Origin of the sequence: Adlercreutzia aquisgranensis (assembly GCF_943193145.1) — a bacterium.
Taxonomy (GTDB): Bacteria; Actinomycetota; Coriobacteriia; order Coriobacteriales; family Eggerthellaceae; genus Xiamenia; species Xiamenia aquisgranensis.
Window position 1 is genome coordinate 64,340 of sequence record NZ_CALPDA010000008.1, and the last position, 16,756, is coordinate 81,095.

The 16,756-nt window shown below is 65.4% G+C and carries 14 protein-coding genes; 4 read left to right on the forward strand and 10 right to left on the reverse strand.

Translation table 11 applies throughout. From position 1 onward, the window contains the following. Position 1 precedes the first annotated feature (1 nt). Entirely contained in the window at positions 2-1,027 is a 1,026-nt protein-coding gene (locus tag NFR41_RS06095) for a lysylphosphatidylglycerol synthase transmembrane domain-containing protein (RefSeq protein WP_251231123.1), read from the forward strand. A 26-nt stretch (positions 1,028-1,053) separates the two neighbouring features. Here NFR41_RS06095 and NFR41_RS06100 read toward each other — a convergent pair whose 3' ends face one another. The 7 genes from NFR41_RS06100 to NFR41_RS06130 all read right to left on the reverse strand — a co-directional run bounded on the left by NFR41_RS06100 (position 1,054) and on the right by NFR41_RS06130 (position 5,820). Further along, positions 1,054-2,250, reverse strand: a complete 1,197-nt coding sequence (locus NFR41_RS06100; RefSeq protein ID WP_251231124.1) for a YeiH family protein — start codon at positions 2,248-2,250, stop codon at positions 1,054-1,056. Between the two features lie 175 nt (positions 2,251-2,425). Further along, positions 2,426-2,686 carry a hypothetical protein gene (locus NFR41_RS06105; RefSeq protein ID WP_251231125.1) on the reverse strand — a complete coding sequence of 87 codons (261 nt, stop codon included), beginning with the start codon at positions 2,684-2,686 and terminating at the stop codon, positions 2,426-2,428. Positions 2,687-2,762: 76 nt separating this feature from the next. Next, positions 2,763-3,545 carry an N-acetylmuramoyl-L-alanine amidase family protein gene (locus NFR41_RS06110; protein ID WP_251231126.1) on the reverse strand — a complete coding sequence of 261 codons (783 nt, stop codon included), beginning with the start codon at positions 3,543-3,545 and terminating at the stop codon, positions 2,763-2,765. A gap of 51 nt (positions 3,546-3,596) precedes the next feature. Continuing rightward, a complete protein-coding gene (locus NFR41_RS06115; RefSeq protein WP_251231127.1) occupies positions 3,597-3,839 on the reverse strand; it encodes a hypothetical protein in 243 nt (80 codons plus the stop codon). Beyond that, positions 3,836-4,057, reverse strand: coding sequence for a hypothetical protein (locus NFR41_RS06120; RefSeq protein WP_251231128.1), 222 nt, complete (start codon positions 4,055-4,057; stop codon positions 3,836-3,838). Before NFR41_RS06120 ends, NFR41_RS06115 begins: the two co-directional genes overlap by 4 nt. Positions 4,058-4,166: 109 nt before the next feature. Next, positions 4,167-4,505 carry a hypothetical protein gene (locus NFR41_RS06125; protein WP_251231129.1) on the reverse strand — a complete coding sequence of 113 codons (339 nt, stop codon included), beginning with the start codon at positions 4,503-4,505 and terminating at the stop codon, positions 4,167-4,169. Positions 4,506-4,848: 343 nt separating this feature from the next. After that, positions 4,849-5,820 carry a hypothetical protein gene (locus tag NFR41_RS06130; RefSeq protein WP_251231130.1) on the reverse strand — a complete coding sequence of 324 codons (972 nt, stop codon included), beginning with the start codon at positions 5,818-5,820 and terminating at the stop codon, positions 4,849-4,851. A 321-nt stretch (positions 5,821-6,141) separates the two neighbouring features. Here NFR41_RS06130 and NFR41_RS06135 point away from each other — a divergent pair, with 321 nt between their 5' ends. After that, positions 6,142-7,659: a helix-turn-helix domain-containing protein gene (locus tag NFR41_RS06135; RefSeq protein ID WP_251231131.1), complete on the forward strand. Its 1,518-nt coding sequence runs from the start codon at positions 6,142-6,144 to the stop codon at positions 7,657-7,659. A 561-nt stretch (positions 7,660-8,220) separates the two neighbouring features. Here NFR41_RS06135 and NFR41_RS06140 read toward each other — a convergent pair. Next, positions 8,221-10,272, reverse strand: coding sequence for an FAD-binding protein (locus tag NFR41_RS06140; RefSeq protein WP_251231132.1), 2,052 nt, complete (start codon positions 10,270-10,272; stop codon positions 8,221-8,223). 368 nt (positions 10,273-10,640) lie between these two features. Here NFR41_RS06140 and NFR41_RS06145 point away from each other — a divergent pair, with 368 nt between their 5' ends. Further along, the gene (locus NFR41_RS06145) at positions 10,641-12,203 is read left to right on the forward strand and encodes a helix-turn-helix transcriptional regulator (protein WP_251231133.1); all 1,563 of its coding nucleotides are present in this window, start codon (positions 10,641-10,643) and stop codon (positions 12,201-12,203) included. A 126-nt stretch (positions 12,204-12,329) separates the two neighbouring features. On the opposite strand, the gene coaE is transcribed toward NFR41_RS06145, so the two are convergent. Both coaE and mnmA read right to left on the reverse strand, forming a co-directional pair. Further along, positions 12,330-12,929 carry a dephospho-CoA kinase gene (coaE, locus tag NFR41_RS06150; protein WP_251231134.1) on the reverse strand — a complete coding sequence of 200 codons (600 nt, stop codon included), beginning with the start codon at positions 12,927-12,929 and terminating at the stop codon, positions 12,330-12,332. After that, positions 12,926-14,047, reverse strand: coding sequence for a tRNA 2-thiouridine(34) synthase MnmA (gene mnmA / locus NFR41_RS06155; RefSeq protein WP_251231185.1), 1,122 nt, complete (start codon positions 14,045-14,047; stop codon positions 12,926-12,928). Before mnmA ends, coaE begins: the two co-directional genes overlap by 4 nt. A gap of 431 nt (positions 14,048-14,478) precedes the next feature. On the opposite strand from mnmA, the gene NFR41_RS06160 reads away from it, so the two are divergent. After that, entirely contained in the window at positions 14,479-16,674 is a 2,196-nt protein-coding gene (locus tag NFR41_RS06160; RefSeq protein ID WP_251231135.1) for an acyltransferase family protein, read from the forward strand. Positions 16,675-16,756 lie beyond the last annotated feature (82 nt).

Consider the following 16,756-nt stretch of genomic DNA (forward strand, 5'->3'; position numbering starts at 1 on the left):
CGTGAAGAGAAACGCGAAGAAGCTGTTGGTGGCCGTGGTGTTCATCGCGGTGCTCGCGGTGGTGCTTGTCCACGGGAAGGGCGCCGATGCGGTGCTGCGCGACATCCGCGAGGGGCAGACGGCGTTTCTGGCCGTGGCCATCGGGCTGCAGGTCTGCAAGTACGCCTGCCAGGGCATGGCCTACCGGTGCGCTTTCGCCTCGGTCGGGTCGAAGATGGGCTTCGGCGAGGGCTTCAAGCTGGTGTTCGAGACGTTCTTCGTCGACACCATCGCCCCGTCCATGAACGTTTCGGGCGAGGCGCTGGTGGTGAGCCAGGCCACCAAGCGCGGGGATTCGACGGGAGCCGCCACCGCCGGAGCGCTGCTCATGCAGGCCGCGGTGAACGCCGGGTTCCTCGTCATCATGGTGGCGGGCTTCGCCGTGCTGGTGGCGACCGTCGGATTGCAGCCGGGCATCGTCGCCCTCGGGCTCGCCGCCGTCGTCACCGTGGGCGGCATGGTGGCCGCCATGGCCGTGGCCGCCGTTCGCCCGAAGCTGGTGCTCAAGATCGCCGCGCCCTTCCTGAAGCTGGCCGACCGCGTGGCGGCACGTTTCCACAAGGGGCCCTTCGACCGCACCGTGGCCCAGGCAGTAGACTCCTACGCCTCGGCTGCGGGGCTGATAGAGAGCCACAAGGCCCAGGCAGTGCAGGCCATCGCCTGGTGCGCCTTGGGCAGCGCCGGCGAGCTGGGATGCTTCGCCAGCGTCTGCCTAGCGTTCAACATCCACGTCCCCGCCGCCTGGGTATGCGGCTACGTGGTGGCCACGCTGGCGGCCATGGTGTCCATCGTGCCCCAGGGCGTGGGCATCGTCGAGGCGGCCAGCATCGTGGTGTTCACGCTCTTCGGCGTGCACCAGGCCACAGGCCTCACCGCCATCGCCGTGTACCGCGCCTTCGTCTTCTGGCTGCCCTTCCTGGCCGGCGCCCTGGTCATGGGCGCATCGAAGCTGCACAGGACGCAATCTGCGACAACGCCGCGGAAATAACCATCGCTGCGGCGTAAAGCGGAAGCCTACCACAGTCCCAGCATATACTGCATCCCCAAGCTGGCAGCGGCGATGCACACCCAGCAGGCAAGCCCCATGAGAATGGGGTTCCCGCCGGATCTCACCAGTTTCACAATATCGGTGTTAAGCCCGATGGCCAGCATCGCCATGCAGATGAAGTATTTCGAGAGCGTCTTTGCGGGAGCGAACAGGCCCGTGTCCACGCCGAACGCTGCGCAAACCGTGGTCAGAAGCGATGCCAGAACGAACAGAACGATGAAGCTGGGAAGCGCCCGCTTCAGCGAGAAACCCGAAAGCAAGCCGGACTTGGCATCCGACGCGCCCGAGACGGCGGGTGCGGATGCGCCGGAGACGCCGGGGGTGCCGAGGGCGCCAGGGACGGGTGCACACCCCGCCGGATTTCCGACGGCAGCCTCCGATGCACGAGCGGCGGCCTTCGGCGAGTCCTGCGGACGCCGAGCGTCCCTGCGCGCTACCAAGATGGACAATACAAGCGTGATGGGGATGATAGCAAGCGTCCGCGTCAGCTTCACGATGGTAGCGTCGTCAAGGGCGTTAGACCCAGGGTGCATGCCGTCCCACGCCGCCGCAGCCGCCGTCACCGAGGACGTGTCGTTCACGGCCGTGCCCGCGAAGAGGGCAAACCCCTCGTTGGTCATGCCGAGCGCCACCCCCAAGGAGGGAAACACCAGGGCCGCCACCACGTTGAACAGAAAGATGACCGATATGGCCTGGGCCACGTCGGCGTCCTTCGCGCGGATGACCGGAGCCGTGGCCGCGATGGCCGACCCGCCGCAGATGGAGGACCCCACGCCGATGAGCGTAGCGGTGTCGGCGTCGGTGCGCAGCAGCTTGTGCATAAGGTAGGCCGCGAGAAGCGCCGTGGCGATGGTGGAGCAGATGATGGGAAGGGAGGTGGCCCCCACCTGGGCAATCTGGGTCAGGTTCAGCCCGAAGCCCAGCAGGACGACGGCCCACTGCAACACTTTCTTCGCCGTGAAGGCGATGCCTATCTGCACGACCCCGCGCCTGCCCTGGCCCCAAGCTAGGGCCACGGCCATGCCCAGCAAGATGGAAAACACCGGGCCGCCGATAACGGGAAAGACCTGCCCCAAAAACCAGCATGGCGCTACCAGCACCGCACACAGAACGATGCCCGCAAGCTTGCCCTGCCGTTCGCTCAGCTTCTCCAGAACATCCATGTTGCGCCCCGCCTATCGAAATTCACTCGAACCCGCCAAGCCCGCAACCCCGGCGACGCAACGCGTGAAACCGTCGCCCGACGCAGGCACCGGCAAATTCTAGCGCAACAAAAGGCGGTCCATCTCAGGAATCGTCCACAGGACGCAAAGCCCCTTGCGCGGCACGCCCCGCCGCTCAATCCGCCTTCGCCTTGCGGGACTGCGCCACGCGCCCTCCCACAAGCTTGGGTAAGAACAGCAGGATAGCGACGCAGGTGAGAGGGCCCAGCAGGAACGCCGCGAAGTAGAACTCCCAGAAGCCATAGCCCTTCCAGCGCCCGGCATAGGCGATGGGTATGGCAATGAGAGCCTTTACCGCGACCAGAGGCAGAATCATCATGAAGAACGAGAGCCATCCCAGAGACGAGGGAAACAAAACCGTCAGGGGAATCGTCATGTCGACAACCTTTCTAGTAATCATGGCAACCCGAACGGACGCCCGGCCAGCCTCCGACCGGATACCGGGAAGTCGGTTATCTCAGCCAGAACCGAAGCGAATGCTCCGTCTGCACGTTCCCTAATCCGTCTATATTCCCAGCGCTCCAACCGTTGCCGAGCGTGAACATGCCCCAGTCGACGAACGAGCAATCCTCCACAAGCGCCCCTTCAGGAAACGATCGGGTTTGAAAAAGCTGAAGGCAAGGGCCTTCACAGTAGTATTTGACGAACGAATACGGAGCGAAATACGAGGGCCGCCCGAACCCCACAAGCCCCGTCAGCATGGATCCTTCTATCCTGGACCCGTGTATATACCACGTCACGTTCTCGTCGCACATGTAGTATTCGTGCCCGTCGTAGGCCAGGCGTCCCTTGTGCATGGCGCCGTCGGGATCGAAGTAGAACCAGTATGCACCGAGCTTCGCCCAGCCCACGACCATTGACCCTTCCGGGCCCGGCGTCGGCTCGTCGTCGGCGGTGCGCAGGTAGTACCGGTACTCCCCGTCCTTCACCCACCCTGTCTGCCGCGTACCGTCGGAAGCCTCGCAATACCATTCGTCCCCCACCTGCTTCCATGTCCCCGCGCGGGCGATGACATCCGCCTCCGAAGCGCCGGGGACGTCTGCGGAATCGACAGGTGGAGAGTAGAAGAGCTCCTCTTCGGTCAGTCCGACACGCGAAGACCCAATCGCCGTAAACCCCATGCGACTAACCGCGAAGCCCGCAACGAGAACGAGCACCGCCAGAGCGACCGCCAGAACGGCCCGTCGCCGATACGCCTTCGCGCTCCGAAAGACCTCCAAACGAGACCCGCCCATACACACCCCTTTCACGAGACCAGAGAACAGCACACCTTTCGGGCAGCCGACCTAACCCTCTTCAACGCACGCGACGGAATAGCCTACGGCATCGCGCACCTCCGGCACGACGGCCAGCACCGCCGCGCACGCAATCGGGTCAAGGAAGAACGCAGCCAGAAAGAAGGTTGAGAACCTATACCCTTTATGCCGAGCCCAATAGCCCAACCCCACGGCGACGAGCGCCTTTGCGACGAGAAACCACAAGCGCGCCTCCGCCGAATCGAAGGAACGCCATGCGTACAGCGCGCTCATAGCGCCTCCCTCCCAGCTTTGAGGGCAGCCTTCCGAGGTTGACGGCTGCGCAGCTTCGGCATAAGCAGATAGAGCGCCAGGCACGTGATCGGGTCGACAAGGAACGCGACGAGAAAGAACCGCCCGTACTTGTACCCCTTCGACTCGAAGAGCGAAGCGGTAAACAGGGCGAGCAGAAACCGAGCCACGATGATGAGCAACACGAACCAAACGGTCATGCCAAACCCCTTCCTTTGCCCGAGCTTCGCATCTAACGCTCTCCGCAAACCCCGATCGACCGCCCGGACTAACGCAAGGATCGACTTGCCTCCGCCCGATCGGCACGCTTCATCGGGATTTCTGGCCGCCCCTTTTCGGATTCCCCAAGCTTCTCTGCGCACCCGCTCTACCACGAGGAAGCGCAACCAGCACGGCTGCGACCGCTGCGGGCATAAGCACCATAGCCACCAGGAAGAACCCCCACCAGCTGTAGCCCTTGCGCTGAGCGAAGTAGGCAACGGGCGCGGCGACAATAGCGCGAACAAGGGTGTCACGCACCGCAAACCCCGCGAACCACTGCCACGCCTCCGCAGAATCGAGCATCGGCGCAAAGGGCACCTCCGTGCTGAACAAGGCCCCAAGCAACGCCAAGAGACCAGATACAACCACTTGGGTTACAGAATCCACGACCTTCTCCTTCCTCTCTGGATGTCCATCGAAACATCCTCGACATCGCAATGCCCTACCGACCCGAAAGACGACAGAAAAGACGGCCCCTACAAATTCGAAGAGCGAAACGGCATGCAGAGCGAGCAGAAGTCTTGCCACCGCAAGAGGCGCAAGTATCAAAAGCGCCGCGCAAACGCTCGCCTCCTCCCGAATCGACTCCCGCCCATTGGCCAGCACCGCGCCTAGGCGACCTTCTCGCTCATCCCTCCCAAGGCTCCCGCGGCTTCGCCGCGCGCCCATTCTCGAGCTTGGGCAGGAACAGCAGGATGGCGATGCAGGTGAGGGGGCCCAGCACCAATTTCTACGGTTTTACGCGACCGGACGCGTTCGTATAGCCGGACCTCTTCCCACCCTTATAGTCTATGTTGTTAAAAATCCCGTTTTTAACAAGCGATCCCTCGGGACCAATCGGCCCGGTGAATGCACTTCGGTCCGAATTCCTGACATAGTAGTACTCGAATCCCATGTAATCGTGAAAACCCGTCAGCATTACCCCATAACCGCTGGTTCCAAAAGGCGCATTAACATACTCGTCAGCAAGATAGTAGTCGTAACCATCGTAATTGAGCTTTCCCGCATACATAGAGCCGTTCGCATTAAAGTAGAACCACTCGTCATCTACCTTCTCCCAACCAATAGCCATGCTGCCGTCGGGGCCGTTGATGGGCGGCTTGGAGACGTCGCGCAGGTAGTAGTATGTCGTCCCCTCTTTATGCCAACCGTGCAGCATCGAGCCGACGGATTGGAAATAGTACCAGTAGCCGTCGAGGCTCACCCATGAGTTCTCGACCATCGCCCCCGTGGGACCCGAGACGGGGACCCCGCTGGCGGTGCGCAAGTAGTACCAGTTGCCGTCGCGGCTGAGCCAGCCGGTCTGCATGATGCCGTTGCTGACGGCGAAATGGTACCACCAGCCGTCAACCTTGTACCAACCCGTCGCCCACTTACCGTCCACGAAGTAGTACCAGTCGCCGGTGTTGCTCTGGTACCAGCCGCTGTAGACCCGTGCTATAGCGAAAAGCACCTCCTCGGCGTCCGCAGCCTCCGAGGCTGCCATGATGCCATCATCTGCCGTCACCACGTCCGCTATGCGCAGGACGCCCTCGTCGTCGACCTCGCCAACCAGGGTGAGGCTGTCGCTCACCGGTATCTCCATCGTCCGGACCGCATCGGCAAACGCAAGCCCTGGGGCAAATGCCAGCAGCAGTCCCAACGCGCCAGCGGCAACCACGAACGGCGCGCGGTCGGTAAACCATCTCCTTAACGTGTTCATATGAACCCTTCCTTCCTTTCTTCGCCGTTGCTCCGGTTTCCTCCCAACGCCACATGCTTCGAATCCTCCGTCGCGGCGTCTCGCGTACGCTGACAAAACCGATAAGCAGACTATCGCCTAACCAACTCGTACAATCCATACCCCCCGCAGAATGTTTCCCGCGCAAAACCGGGAATCACCCCGCTGGGGTGAGCAGCACGCCCCAGGTCGACCATGCGAAGCACCCTTGGCCGACAAGGTTTAGGACCAATCGGCGAATGCGAACCGAAAGGATTATACTTGCGATACGTACAACCATGCCGCAGAAGGAAGACATCCCCCTTGAGCTCGCCCCAACCCGCAACCTCACCCTTCGACGAGTCGTCCGACAACGCCCCCTCGCGCACCGTCGCAGGCCTGGGGCTCACATGCTTCGTCACCTGGACCACCATGCTGCTGTGCTTCGACGGCTCGCTGCGCGACGACGTGGCTGACGGAGGGCGCATCGTCCATGACCCGTTCTTTTGCGCCGTGCTGGCCCCAGCCGTCCTCGTGCTGCTGGCCGCAAGCTGGGCAAGCGCCCTCGGACGGTCGGGCGGTGCGAGCCGCAAGGGTGCCATGGAGTCGCTTGCGACGGGACCGGCGTTCGGCATTTTCGTAGTGCTGGCCATGCTGGGCTCGGCGCTACCCTCCGTCCTCAGCCACGCCCTCATGCGAAACACCGTGGCACCGCTGCCGTTCGCCACGGCCATGGGCGTCATCGCAGGGCCGGGACTTGCCCTGCTCACCCTGCGCTGGGGTCGCGTGCTGGCCTCGCTTTCCCTGCACGACGCCGTGCGCGTCCTGTGCTTCGCCTTGTGCGGACAATGGCTCGCGCTCTTCGTGATAAGCGCGCTGGGCTTCCCGGCCGAACCGCTGGCCGCCCTGGTGCTCCCGTTGGTTTCGTGGCAATGTCTCGCAAGGCTGTCCAAACGCCCCGCCCCCGCCTTCGAAGACGTCTCCGGGGGGACCGGGCCTTACGGCAAGCACGCCGTGCCGCCTCTCGCGCGCATAGCCGCAGCAATGCTGTGCTTCAGCTTTGCCGTGCAGTTGATCAGCGCATCCTCGATCGCCTTGAACGGCGCCCAGTTGCACTCCGACGACCCGTCCACCCTGTTCCTGGGGATATTCCTTGAAACCGGCGCGGTCGTCGCTGGTATGCTGTACGCCATGCAGCGCCTCGGCTCCTACCACCTCGAGCTGTTCTACCGCGCAGCGTTCTTCTTCGCCGTCATGGCCTGCTTCGCATTCGCCTTGGTTCCAAACATCTCGGCCGAGCTGGCCTACATGGGCATCTACGTGTCCTACGCGCTTCTGCTGCTGACGGTGTGGATACTGTCGTACAACGCGGCGCTGCTGAAGGGGAAGCGGCCCGACTGCGCGTTCGGGCTGGTCTTCGGTGCCGAGCTGCTGGGGTTTCTGGCAGGGTTCACGCTGTCGTCTGCGCTGGGGGTCGAGGCGTTCGCAGGCGAGGGTACGGCCGCCTCGCCGAAGCTGGTGCTGCTGGTCGCCTGCGCCATCGTGAGCGCCTACTGCTTCATACTGCCCGAGAAGAACCTGCTGGAGTTCTCGCCCCGCGTGCTGCAGCTGTCGCGCGCGGGGATGGATGAGCGTTGCGCCGTCATCGCGCGAGAAGCAGGGCTTACGGAACGCGAGGCCGAGGTGCTTTTGCTGCTGGCTCGCGGCCGCGATGCACTGTTCGTCGAGCAAGAGCTTCTGATCAGCCGAAACACCGTGAAGACCCATCGCAAGAACATCTACCGCAAGCTGGGTATCCACACCCAGCAAGAGCTGCTGTCGCTCATCGAGGAGCCGCAGTAACAGAGGGTTTGCGCAAGCCAACCAAAACACTCCGCAAGTTCCGCACTCCCCGACGCGCCCCGAAGGCCAAACAGAATATTCGCGGATTCCGCATCAGATTGCGCGTTTGGCAAATGCTTTTCGCTCGCCCTTGGCGTAAACAGAAGGCTTCAGCAAAAACGGAAAACGAATCGCAGAAAACCACCTGGTCACAAGCATGCACCCGCATAGAGAGAGCGTATCGGAGAGAACAAGGCCTGCGACTGCCATGCGGTGATTTGCCAAGCGCCTATTCTCATGCAGAAAATAGCGGAATTCTGTTTGCTGGACGCTTCGACAAGAAACGTCCAATTGCACCCGCGACGTCTCAGCAACTATCCGGCCCGATAGTCTTGGAAGCCGTCGAACTGGCCTTATTGGCAACAATATCACGGTCGTAAGCATTAGGTCAATGCACGCTACCCGCATAGCCTGTCGCACGAACCAATGAAAAAGCCTGCCGGAGGAGGGAACCGGCAGGCTGCGGATATGCTGTCTCGCTCTCGTGCGGAACGGGGCGCCTCTGGCCCCAGAAAAGGCGCCCTACGCCGGCGCACCGCCGCCAGGGCCCTCAGCACCGCCTTCGCCGCCAGGACCACCGGCAGCTCCGCCCTCGCCGCCGGGACCACCGGCAGCTCCGCCCTCGCCGCCCGGGGCGCCGCCGCCCATGGGCGGGCCGGCCATGCCCTTGTCGGACTGCTTGATGTCGGCGTTGCCGGCACCCAGGGTCACGTACTGGTCAATGTCCTCGGTGGCCAGGAACTCGCCTAGCGTGTAGCCCAGGCACAGGCACATGCCGATGGACACGCCGTTCATGATGCCGTTGTAGCCCATGGTGAAGCGGCCGCCGGAGGTGTTGCCGCAGGCGAACAGGCCCTTGATCGGCTCGAAGCCCTGACCCTGCACCTGCTGCTCGCCGGTCACCAGAAGCCCCGACGTAGCCACCAGCGACCCGCCGCCCACGCGCTTCTGGCACACGTAGCCGTAGTAGGGGCCGCCCGTGATGGGCCACATGGTCTCCGGGTCACGCCCGAACTCCAGGTCCTCGCCGGCATCGTGGGCCTCGTTCCACTTCTTCACGGCCGCCACAGCGTTGGCCTTCACGCCGGCCTCCATGCCCATGTAGTCGCACAGCTCCTCCACGGTGTCGGCGCAGTACATGAACTTACCGGAGGTGTCGTCGCCCTCGGCACCGGTGCCCTGGACGTTTTCGAAGTAGGTGGCCACCTTCACAGCGGTCTCGCTATCCCACTCCTTGGGGGCCAGATGCCCCGCCAGCTGGTTGAAGAACACCTCTTCCCAGTCGGACCCCCAGATGAGATAGGCGCGGTCGCCGGGCTGGCGGGCGCCGGCGCAACCGGAGAGCAGCGGCCCGCCGAAGGCCTCGTTGCAGTAGCGCTTGCCGTACTTGTTCAGCCACAGGCTTTCCACGCCCTCCATGGGAGACAGCGGGATGAAGGCGTGGCTGCCCATGTCGCCGCCGGTGCCCAGCTCCACCTTGGCGCCGATGCGCATGGCCATGGCGATGCCGCTGCCGTCGCGACCGGACATGGCCGAGCAGTCGCGGTACTCGCCCAGCTCGTAGTTCTCGCGGCAGATGGCGTTGTACATGGCCGAGTTCGACCCGATGTCGCCGCAGGACAGCACCACCGCACGCCCGTTGTACTGCACGTAGCTATCCTCGCCGGTCTTCTTGGCGATGACGCCGGTAACCTCGGTGCCGTCCTCGTTGTGCACCAGACGAACCGCCTGCTGGCCGAAGTTGAACACCGCACCTGCGGCCTTGGCCTTCTCCTGGCTGCGCTTCACGGCGTCGGTCATACCCACCGATCCGCCGAACTGGCAGGTGCCCACGTAGGAGGTGAAGGGGCCCTTCTTGTAGTTGTAGCCGTCAACCACAGGCCAGTTGAGCGGGATGAGCTCGTCCTTCTCGGCCTCAGTGTAGCCGTCGATGAACCAGTCGAGCGCCTCGCCGGAGCGGTTGGCGAACTGGGAGAGCAGCGTGGGCTGCACGCGGCCGGCGCCGTACATCTGGTACTCGTTCATGAAGTCGACGACGGAGTACTCGGGGATGCCCACGCGCTTGAGCTGCCACTCGGAGTTCAGGTGCCCGATGTCGTTACCCAGAGCGCTGAAGGTGTCCTCGGGCTGCACCTCCACCACGATGACCTTGGCGCCCAGCTCGGCGGCGCGGCGAGCGCAGGCGGTACCCGCATGGCCCGCGCCGCAGACGATGATGTCGGCCTCCTGGGTCTCGGAGATCTGGTCGGCGGCTATCTCGGGCTCCTCGCCCAGCCAGCCGGCGCCCAGCACCTGGCCCATGGTCTTGCCCTCGTTGCCCGTGGCCGCCGCGGCGGTTCCGGAAGCGGTCGAGGCGTTAGCGGCAGTCGGGGCCGCCGCATTCGCGGAAGGTGCGTCGCCTGCAGACGACGCCGGGGCGGCAGGGCTGCAGCCCGCCAGCGCCCCCAAGCCGGCCGCGCCCGCCAAGGCGCCCATGCCGGCCAAAAAGCCGCGGCGGCTCAAATCGATGCGCCCGCGTCCCGCGGAGAACGCCGCACGGGCGGCGTCGCGATGCTCGTTGCTCGAAGATGCCATAGCACCCTCTCCTCTCTCTCGCGCGGCGCTCCTAACGCCGCTCCCTCGCCCCCGGCACCCTGCAGCCCCGGAAGCCCGCGTCCCCTTTCCGCGTCGTCTGCGCAACGGTGCAAGCGATGCGGAGCGGACAAGCGAACTATGCCCCGGAACCGGGAGCGCGAGCCATACCCTCGATTTGATGATTTGGCCCGAAAAGCCCTCACCTTCTGATGGTGAAATCGACGAAACCCCACATGGGAAAGCCGGCGTTCAGACCACCTGGCAGCCCGAAAGACCTATAATCGAGGCGGGAAGCAAGCGGGCCGCCGCACGACCCCCGGCTAGGGGCCGACCGCGAACGCCCCGCCAGCCGCAACGCAGGAGGAGAGATGACGCATCAGGACTCGCCCTCGCCGTCAGCCGGGCAGACGACGCCGACCATCCTCGTCGCCGAAGAGAGCGGCCACGGCACCTCGCGCCGGGCCGGCGTTCCCTGGGCCGTGCTCGTAGGCTTTTCCTGCTTCGCGTCCTGGACGAACATGCTGCTATGCTTCGAAGGCCCCCTGCGAGACCAGATAGTCTACGGGGGCGGCGTGGTCCACGACCCGTTCTTCTTCGCGTCGCTGCTCGTTGCTACGGTCTTGCTGCTGGGCGCAGCTCGACGCGCGCGGCGGCGCCCGGGAGCTGCTTCGCCAGGCGGCAAGAAACGCGGATTCGCCGCGTCCGGAGCGCCGCTCGCCCTCTGCGTCGCCCTAGGAGCCGTCGCTGCCGCCGCCGGCGTGCTCCTGGCGGCTTTGGCCGACCAGGACACCGCAGCCCTGCGGCTGACGGCATCGGCCCTGGGCGTTGCCGCAGGCATCGGCTTCGCCGCCTTCACGCTTTGCTGGGGTCGCGTCATAGCCTCCCTTGCGTTGCGGCCGGCCCTGCTTTCCATGGGGATCGCCCTCTGCGTCCAGTGGCCGCTGCTAAGCGCCGCCATTGCCGGCGGCCTTCCCGCGAAGGTCGCCGCTGCCGCGGTGCTGCCGCTGGTTTCCTGGGGCTGCCTTGCCAAGCTGGCGCCTCGCGCATCCGACGCCGCAGCGCAGCCGGCGAAGGCGAAAGGACAGGTCCTGCCCCTCGACGGCTCCCTCTGCCGCATAGCCGGATCGCTCTTCTGCTTCTCGGCGGTCATCCAGTTCGTGTGGACCTGCCACATCGGCTTCGGGGAAAGCCCTCTCGACGAAGGGTTCTTCTGGATGCTGTTTCTTGCGGTGTTCGCCGTGGTGCTAGCGGTAGCGGCCGTTTCCCTTGCCCTCATGCAGCGCCGGAAGAGCTACAGGACCGAGTTCTTCTACCGGGCGTCCTTCCTCTTCGCCGTCGTGGCCTGCGCCGGCCTGGACGTCCTTCCCGCCGCTCCCCTGCTGCCCTACGTCGGCATCTACGCCGCCTACGCGCTCATCATGCTCACCATGTGGACGCTTGCCTGGAGCGTGGTCTTCCTCAAGGGAATCGATCCGGACCGGGCCTTCGGAGGGGTCTTCGGCGTGCAGTTCGCTGCTTTCATCGCCGGGTTCAGCGCAGCGAAGGTACTGGAATGGGCCATGAGCGCGGTCGGGGGGATACCGCTGCTGCCCTGGATCTCGGTCGCTTCGGTAGCCATTCTGGCCTGCGCATTCTGCTTCATCCTGCCGGAGCGCGACCTGCTGGAGCTCTCTCCGCGGCTCACGCGCCTGAACCGCGCGGGGCTCGACGAGCGCTGCGAGGCCCTGGCCGCCCAACACGGCCTGACCGCCCGCGAGACCGAGGTGTTCTCCTACCTTGCCCGCGGCAGAGACGTCGGCTTCATAGAACAGGAGCTGTTCATCAGCCGAAACACCGTGAACACCCACCGCAAGAACCTCTATCGCAAACTGGGCATCCACACCCAGCAGGAGCTGCTCTCCCTCATAGAGGAACCGGAAGGGATCGACTAGTTCCAGAAGCTTCTGCTGCCGCGGCGGCATCCGCCTCCTTGCTCCGTCCACCCGGTTTTCGGGCCGAAGAAAAGCCCCGCCGATCACGATCGACGGGGCCAGCAGCTGCAGCTTGTCAGCAAATCGCTAGAGCGTCTTCTTGTAGTCGTTCCACCAGACGAGCACCTGGTTGCGCATCTCGTCGGGGGTGCCGTCGTTGTTGAACACCACGTCGGCGGCCTCGATGCGGTCGGCGTCGGTGATCTGCTGGGCGATGCGGCGACGCACGTCGCCCTCTTCCCAACCGGAAGCCACAGCCCGCTGGATGCGCAGGTCGATGGGTGCGAGCACCGCGATGACCACATCGGCATCGTAGGCCAGCGAGGTTTGGCGGTTCTTGAACACCGAGTACTCCACCACCACGGCCTTGTGCCCCTGGCGCTCGAGCTCGTCCACCTGGTCGGTGAACGCCCCTTCGATACGGGGCAGCGTTATGCGGTTGAGCTTGCGGGTCTCGGCCGGGCTCGCGAAAGCCTTCGCCGCCAGAGCCGGGCGGCTGATCTGGCCGTCATCGCCCAAAATGTCGGCTCCGAAGGTTTCCACCAGCTCGTCTTTCACCGTATCCCAGCGCAGCACATCGTGGCCCACCTTGTCCAGGTCGATGGCGGGAACGCCGTCTTCCGTAAGCACCTTGCGAGCCGTGGATTTGCCAGCGCCCATGCCGCCGATGACGAAGAGCTTCTTCATGCTTGCACCACTTTCCCTATCACAGCCGCCCCGATGACGGTGTCTCCTACATAGAATACCGCATATTGGCCGGGAGCCGTAGTCGGCTGCGGCTCGTTGAGACGAACGGTCGCGCTGCCTCCGGTCGCAGGCTCCACGACGCAGGGCACGGCACGGCTGCGGTAGCGCAGCTTCACCATGGCCCGTATGGGCTCGGAAAGCCCTTCCACCGCCTGCCAGCTCACCGGGCCCGTGCGCACCTGGCCGATGAGCGCCTGGTCGGCCGTGCCCACCACCAGGCGGTTCGCCTCCGCCTCCTTGGCCACCACGTAAAGGGGCTCGCGATACGCCACGCCCAGCCCCTTGCGCTGGCCCACCGTGTAGCCGTGCAGGCCGTCGTGGCTTCCCACAGGCGTGCCGTCCGCAAGCACGATGGGGCCGGGACGGTCGGCCACTCCCCGCTGCGCGAGGAACGCCCGGTAGTCGCACGCATCGCCCAGGAAGCAGATGTCTTGGCTCTCCTCCTTCTGAGCCACGGGAAGTCCCGCCTGCGCAGCCGCCTGCCGCACCGCCGGCTTGGTCATGCCCCCCAAGGGCAGGATAAGGCGCGCCAGCTGCGCCTGGGCCAGCATGGAAAGCATGTAGCTTTGGTCCTTGGAGCCGTCCAAGGCCGTGCGCACGGCGTAGCGAAAGCCCGCCGACGCATCCGGCCGCCCCTCGCCGTCACCCGCGGCCGGACCGCCCGACGCCAGGGGCACCTGCGCGATGCGGGCGTAGTGGCCCGTGGCCACGAACTCGCATCCCAGCTCGTCAGCGGCTTCGCACAGGCTCGGAATCTTGCAGAGAGCGTTGCAGCCCACGCACGGGCTGGGGGTGAGGCCTGCAGCGTAGCCCTCCACGAACGGCTGCACCACCACGCGCTCGAACTGCTTGGTGGCGTCGAAGACCGCGTGCGCTATGCCCAGCCGCTCGCACACTGCCTGCGCGTCCCGCTCGGCCGCGGCGGTCTTGCCGTCGTCGCAGAAGCGGCACGTGACCCCCACCACCCGATAGCCCTGCTGCAGCAGCGCCAGGGCGGCCACGGAGCTGTCCACACCCCCGCTCATGCCCACGGCCACCGTCTTGCCGTCGCCTGCCATGCCCACCGGATTTCCTTTCCGCAGCCCGTAGCCGCTGTTCCCTCGCTGTGGCTAGTATAGCCCACCGCTGATGCTATACTCTGCACTGTTTGCTTTTGCATGCAGCCCGCAACCGGGCCCCATGCAAAAACAAACGCCCCTCGGTACACAGCTACAAGGAGCAAGGCGCCCCCATGCCAGCACAACCCTACAGGGACACGGCGTCCCGAAACCCCCGTCGCGGAATCGAAGGCGAAGCCCTTCGGGGCTCTGCATCCTCCCGCACGACGCGGCCCGCCTCCGCCCGGCCCGCCGGCGACCCGCGCGCGGCCGCCGGCAGCCCGGCATCAGCCCCCCGCACAGCCCGCCGTGACACGGTGCGAGCCGCCCAGCGCCCCTCCCCCGCAGCCGGCGCCGGACAGCGCGACGGTCAGCCGGCGCGCAGTCGCGGGGTGCAGCAACCGTCGGCCCGAAGCGAAAGCGCCAACCGGCGAAGCGCCCAACGCGGCGACAGCGCCCGAAACGACGAACGCGAACGCTACAGCGCTCGCGGCTCCCGGAGAGGCCGGGACGCCGCCCCTGCGAAGTCGAAGGCCCGCTACATCCCGGCCCTCGACGGCCTGCGCGCCCTGGCGGTGCTGGCCGTCATCGTCTATCACATGGGCGTCCCCTGGGCATCCGGCGGCCTTCTGGGCGTCACGGTGTTCTTCGTGCTGTCGGGCTACCTCATTACCAGCCTCCTGCTCATCGAGCTGGACGACACCGGCCGCATCAACCTGCCCCAGTTCTGGCTGCGCCGCATCCGGCGCCTGTTCCCCGCCATCGTCTTCGTCGTCTTCGGCACCGCGGCGCTGTGCACCGTCTTCGACCACAGCCTGCTCACCAAGCTGCGCGAGGACATGTGGGCGGCACTGTGCTGGGTGACCAACTGGTGGTACATCTTCCACGACGTCTCCTACTTCGACGCCCTGGGCGCACCGAGCCCGCTCACCCACTTCTGGTCGCTCGCTATCGAGGAGCAGTTCTACTTGTTCTGGCCGCTTGTCCTGTTCATCGCCCACAAGCTGGGGATCAAGCGCTCGATCATGGCCAACGCCACGCTGGTGGTGGCCCTGGCCTCGGCGGTGGAGATGGCCGTGCTCTACGACCCGCTGGCCGACCCCTCCCGCGTCTACTACGGCACCGACACCCGAGCGTTCTCGCTGCTCATAGGCGCATGGCTCGCCTACGTGTGGCCGAGTCACCTGCTGGGTGCGAAGAAGAGCGTGCAGCTGCCCGTGCCCGTGCGGCGCGCCCTGGACGGCGTGGGGCTGGCGGCGCTCGCGGCGCTGGTGGCCATGATCGCGCTGGCCGACGGCTTCTCCCCCTTCCTTTACCGGGGAGGCCTGCTGCTGGCATCGGTGCTCACCGCCGTGGTCATCGCCGTCATGGTGCACCCCGCAAGCCTGGTCGGGCGCATCGCGGGGGCGGCACCGCTGGTGTGGGTGGGCAAGCGCTCCTACGGCATCTACCTGTGGCACTACCCGCTGCTGCTGATCATGAACCCCGGCAACTCCGTGGCCCAGGCGCCCTGGTGGATGCTCCTTCTGCAGATGGCGGTCATCTTCGCAGTGGCGGCGTTCTCGTACCGCTTCATCGAGGAGCCCTTCCGCCACGGGGCCTTGGGCAAGGTGATCGCCGAAGTCAGGTCCGGCACCTTCGATGTCCACGACTGGCTCTACTTCAACGGCATCATCGGGGGCGCCTGCTCGGTGGTGGCGCTCGTGGCCGTGGTGGGCCTTGCCGTGGTGCCCAACACCTCCGCCCTCGAGGGCGCCGACCTGCTGAAGGACGCTTCTCCGAAGACCGCCGGCGTGCCCCTGATCACCGGCGACGAAGAGGAAACGCCCGTGCTCGACGTGCTCATGATCGGCGACTCAGTTTCGGTGCGCGCCATCCCCGCCTTCCAGGAGGCCTTCCCCTTCGGCGCCATCGACGCGGCCGTCAACCGCCAGCTCTTCGTCGGCGAGGACGTGTACGACTACTACGCGCACCAGAACATCGTCGGCGACGTGGTAGTGTTCGCGCTGGGAACGAACGGCCTGGTCACCGATGACCAGCTTGACGAGCTGATTGAAATGGTGGGCACCGACAAGCACATCTTCTTCGTCAACACGCGCTCCACCCAAAGCTGGATGGGCGAGACCAACGAGGCCCTGCGCCGGGCCGCCGAGCGCTACGACAACGTGAGCGTCATCGACTGGTACAGCTACAGCGCCGACAAGGGAGATCTGTTCGACGGCGACGGCACGCACCTGACCGAGGACGGCGCCCGCGCCTACATCGCCCTGGTCCGCGACGCCATCGCCGAGTACCTGCCCCAGCACGACGAGGGCGACGAGGCAGCCGAAGTGCTCACCCCCTGGGAGTTCGCCCAGAAAGGCGCCTCGAAGACCTTGGACAAGTTCCTGCGCAACACCCAGAACGCCGTGGCGCGCAGCATCGACGCGCCGCTTGCGCCCTTCACCGACGAGGAGCGCAAGGCCCGCGAGGAAGCGGAGGCAGCGAAGGCCGACGCAGGCGACGAGTCTAACAACGCCGACAGCGACGCCGACCAGGATGCCGAAGGGGCTGACAGTTCCGACGCCGAAGGCGAAGCTGCCGCCTAGCCCCCGTAGACCACCAGACCCAACGGCGCGCCCTACCCGCAGGAAAGAGCTGCGCACGAGCGCAGGAAGGGGGGCGACCGTC

Coding starts and splice junctions, on each gene's coding strand:
- NFR41_RS06100 (WP_251231124.1), bottom strand. CDS start 2,250: ATGGATGTTCTGGAGAAGCTGAGCGAACGGCAGGGCAAGCTTGCGGGC.
- NFR41_RS06105 (WP_251231125.1), bottom strand. CDS start 2,686: ATGACGATTCCCCTGACGGTTTTGTTTCCCTCGTCTCTGGGATGGCTC.
- NFR41_RS06145 (WP_251231133.1), top strand. CDS start 10,641: ATGACGCATCAGGACTCGCCCTCGCCGTCAGCCGGGCAGACGACGCCG.
- coaE (WP_251231134.1), bottom strand. CDS start 12,929: ATGAAGAAGCTCTTCGTCATCGGCGGCATGGGCGCTGGCAAATCCACG.
- mnmA (WP_251231185.1), bottom strand. CDS start 14,047: ATGGCAGGCGACGGCAAGACGGTGGCCGTGGGCATGAGCGGGGGTGTG.
- NFR41_RS06140 (WP_251231132.1), bottom strand. CDS start 10,272: ATGGCATCTTCGAGCAACGAGCATCGCGACGCCGCCCGTGCGGCGTTC.
- NFR41_RS06130 (WP_251231130.1), bottom strand. CDS start 5,820: ATGAACACGTTAAGGAGATGGTTTACCGACCGCGCGCCGTTCGTGGTT.
- NFR41_RS06110 (WP_251231126.1), bottom strand. CDS start 3,545: ATGGGCGGGTCTCGTTTGGAGGTCTTTCGGAGCGCGAAGGCGTATCGG.
- NFR41_RS06115 (WP_251231127.1), bottom strand. CDS start 3,839: ATGAGCGCGCTGTACGCATGGCGTTCCTTCGATTCGGCGGAGGCGCGC.
- NFR41_RS06120 (WP_251231128.1), bottom strand. CDS start 4,057: ATGACCGTTTGGTTCGTGTTGCTCATCATCGTGGCTCGGTTTCTGCTC.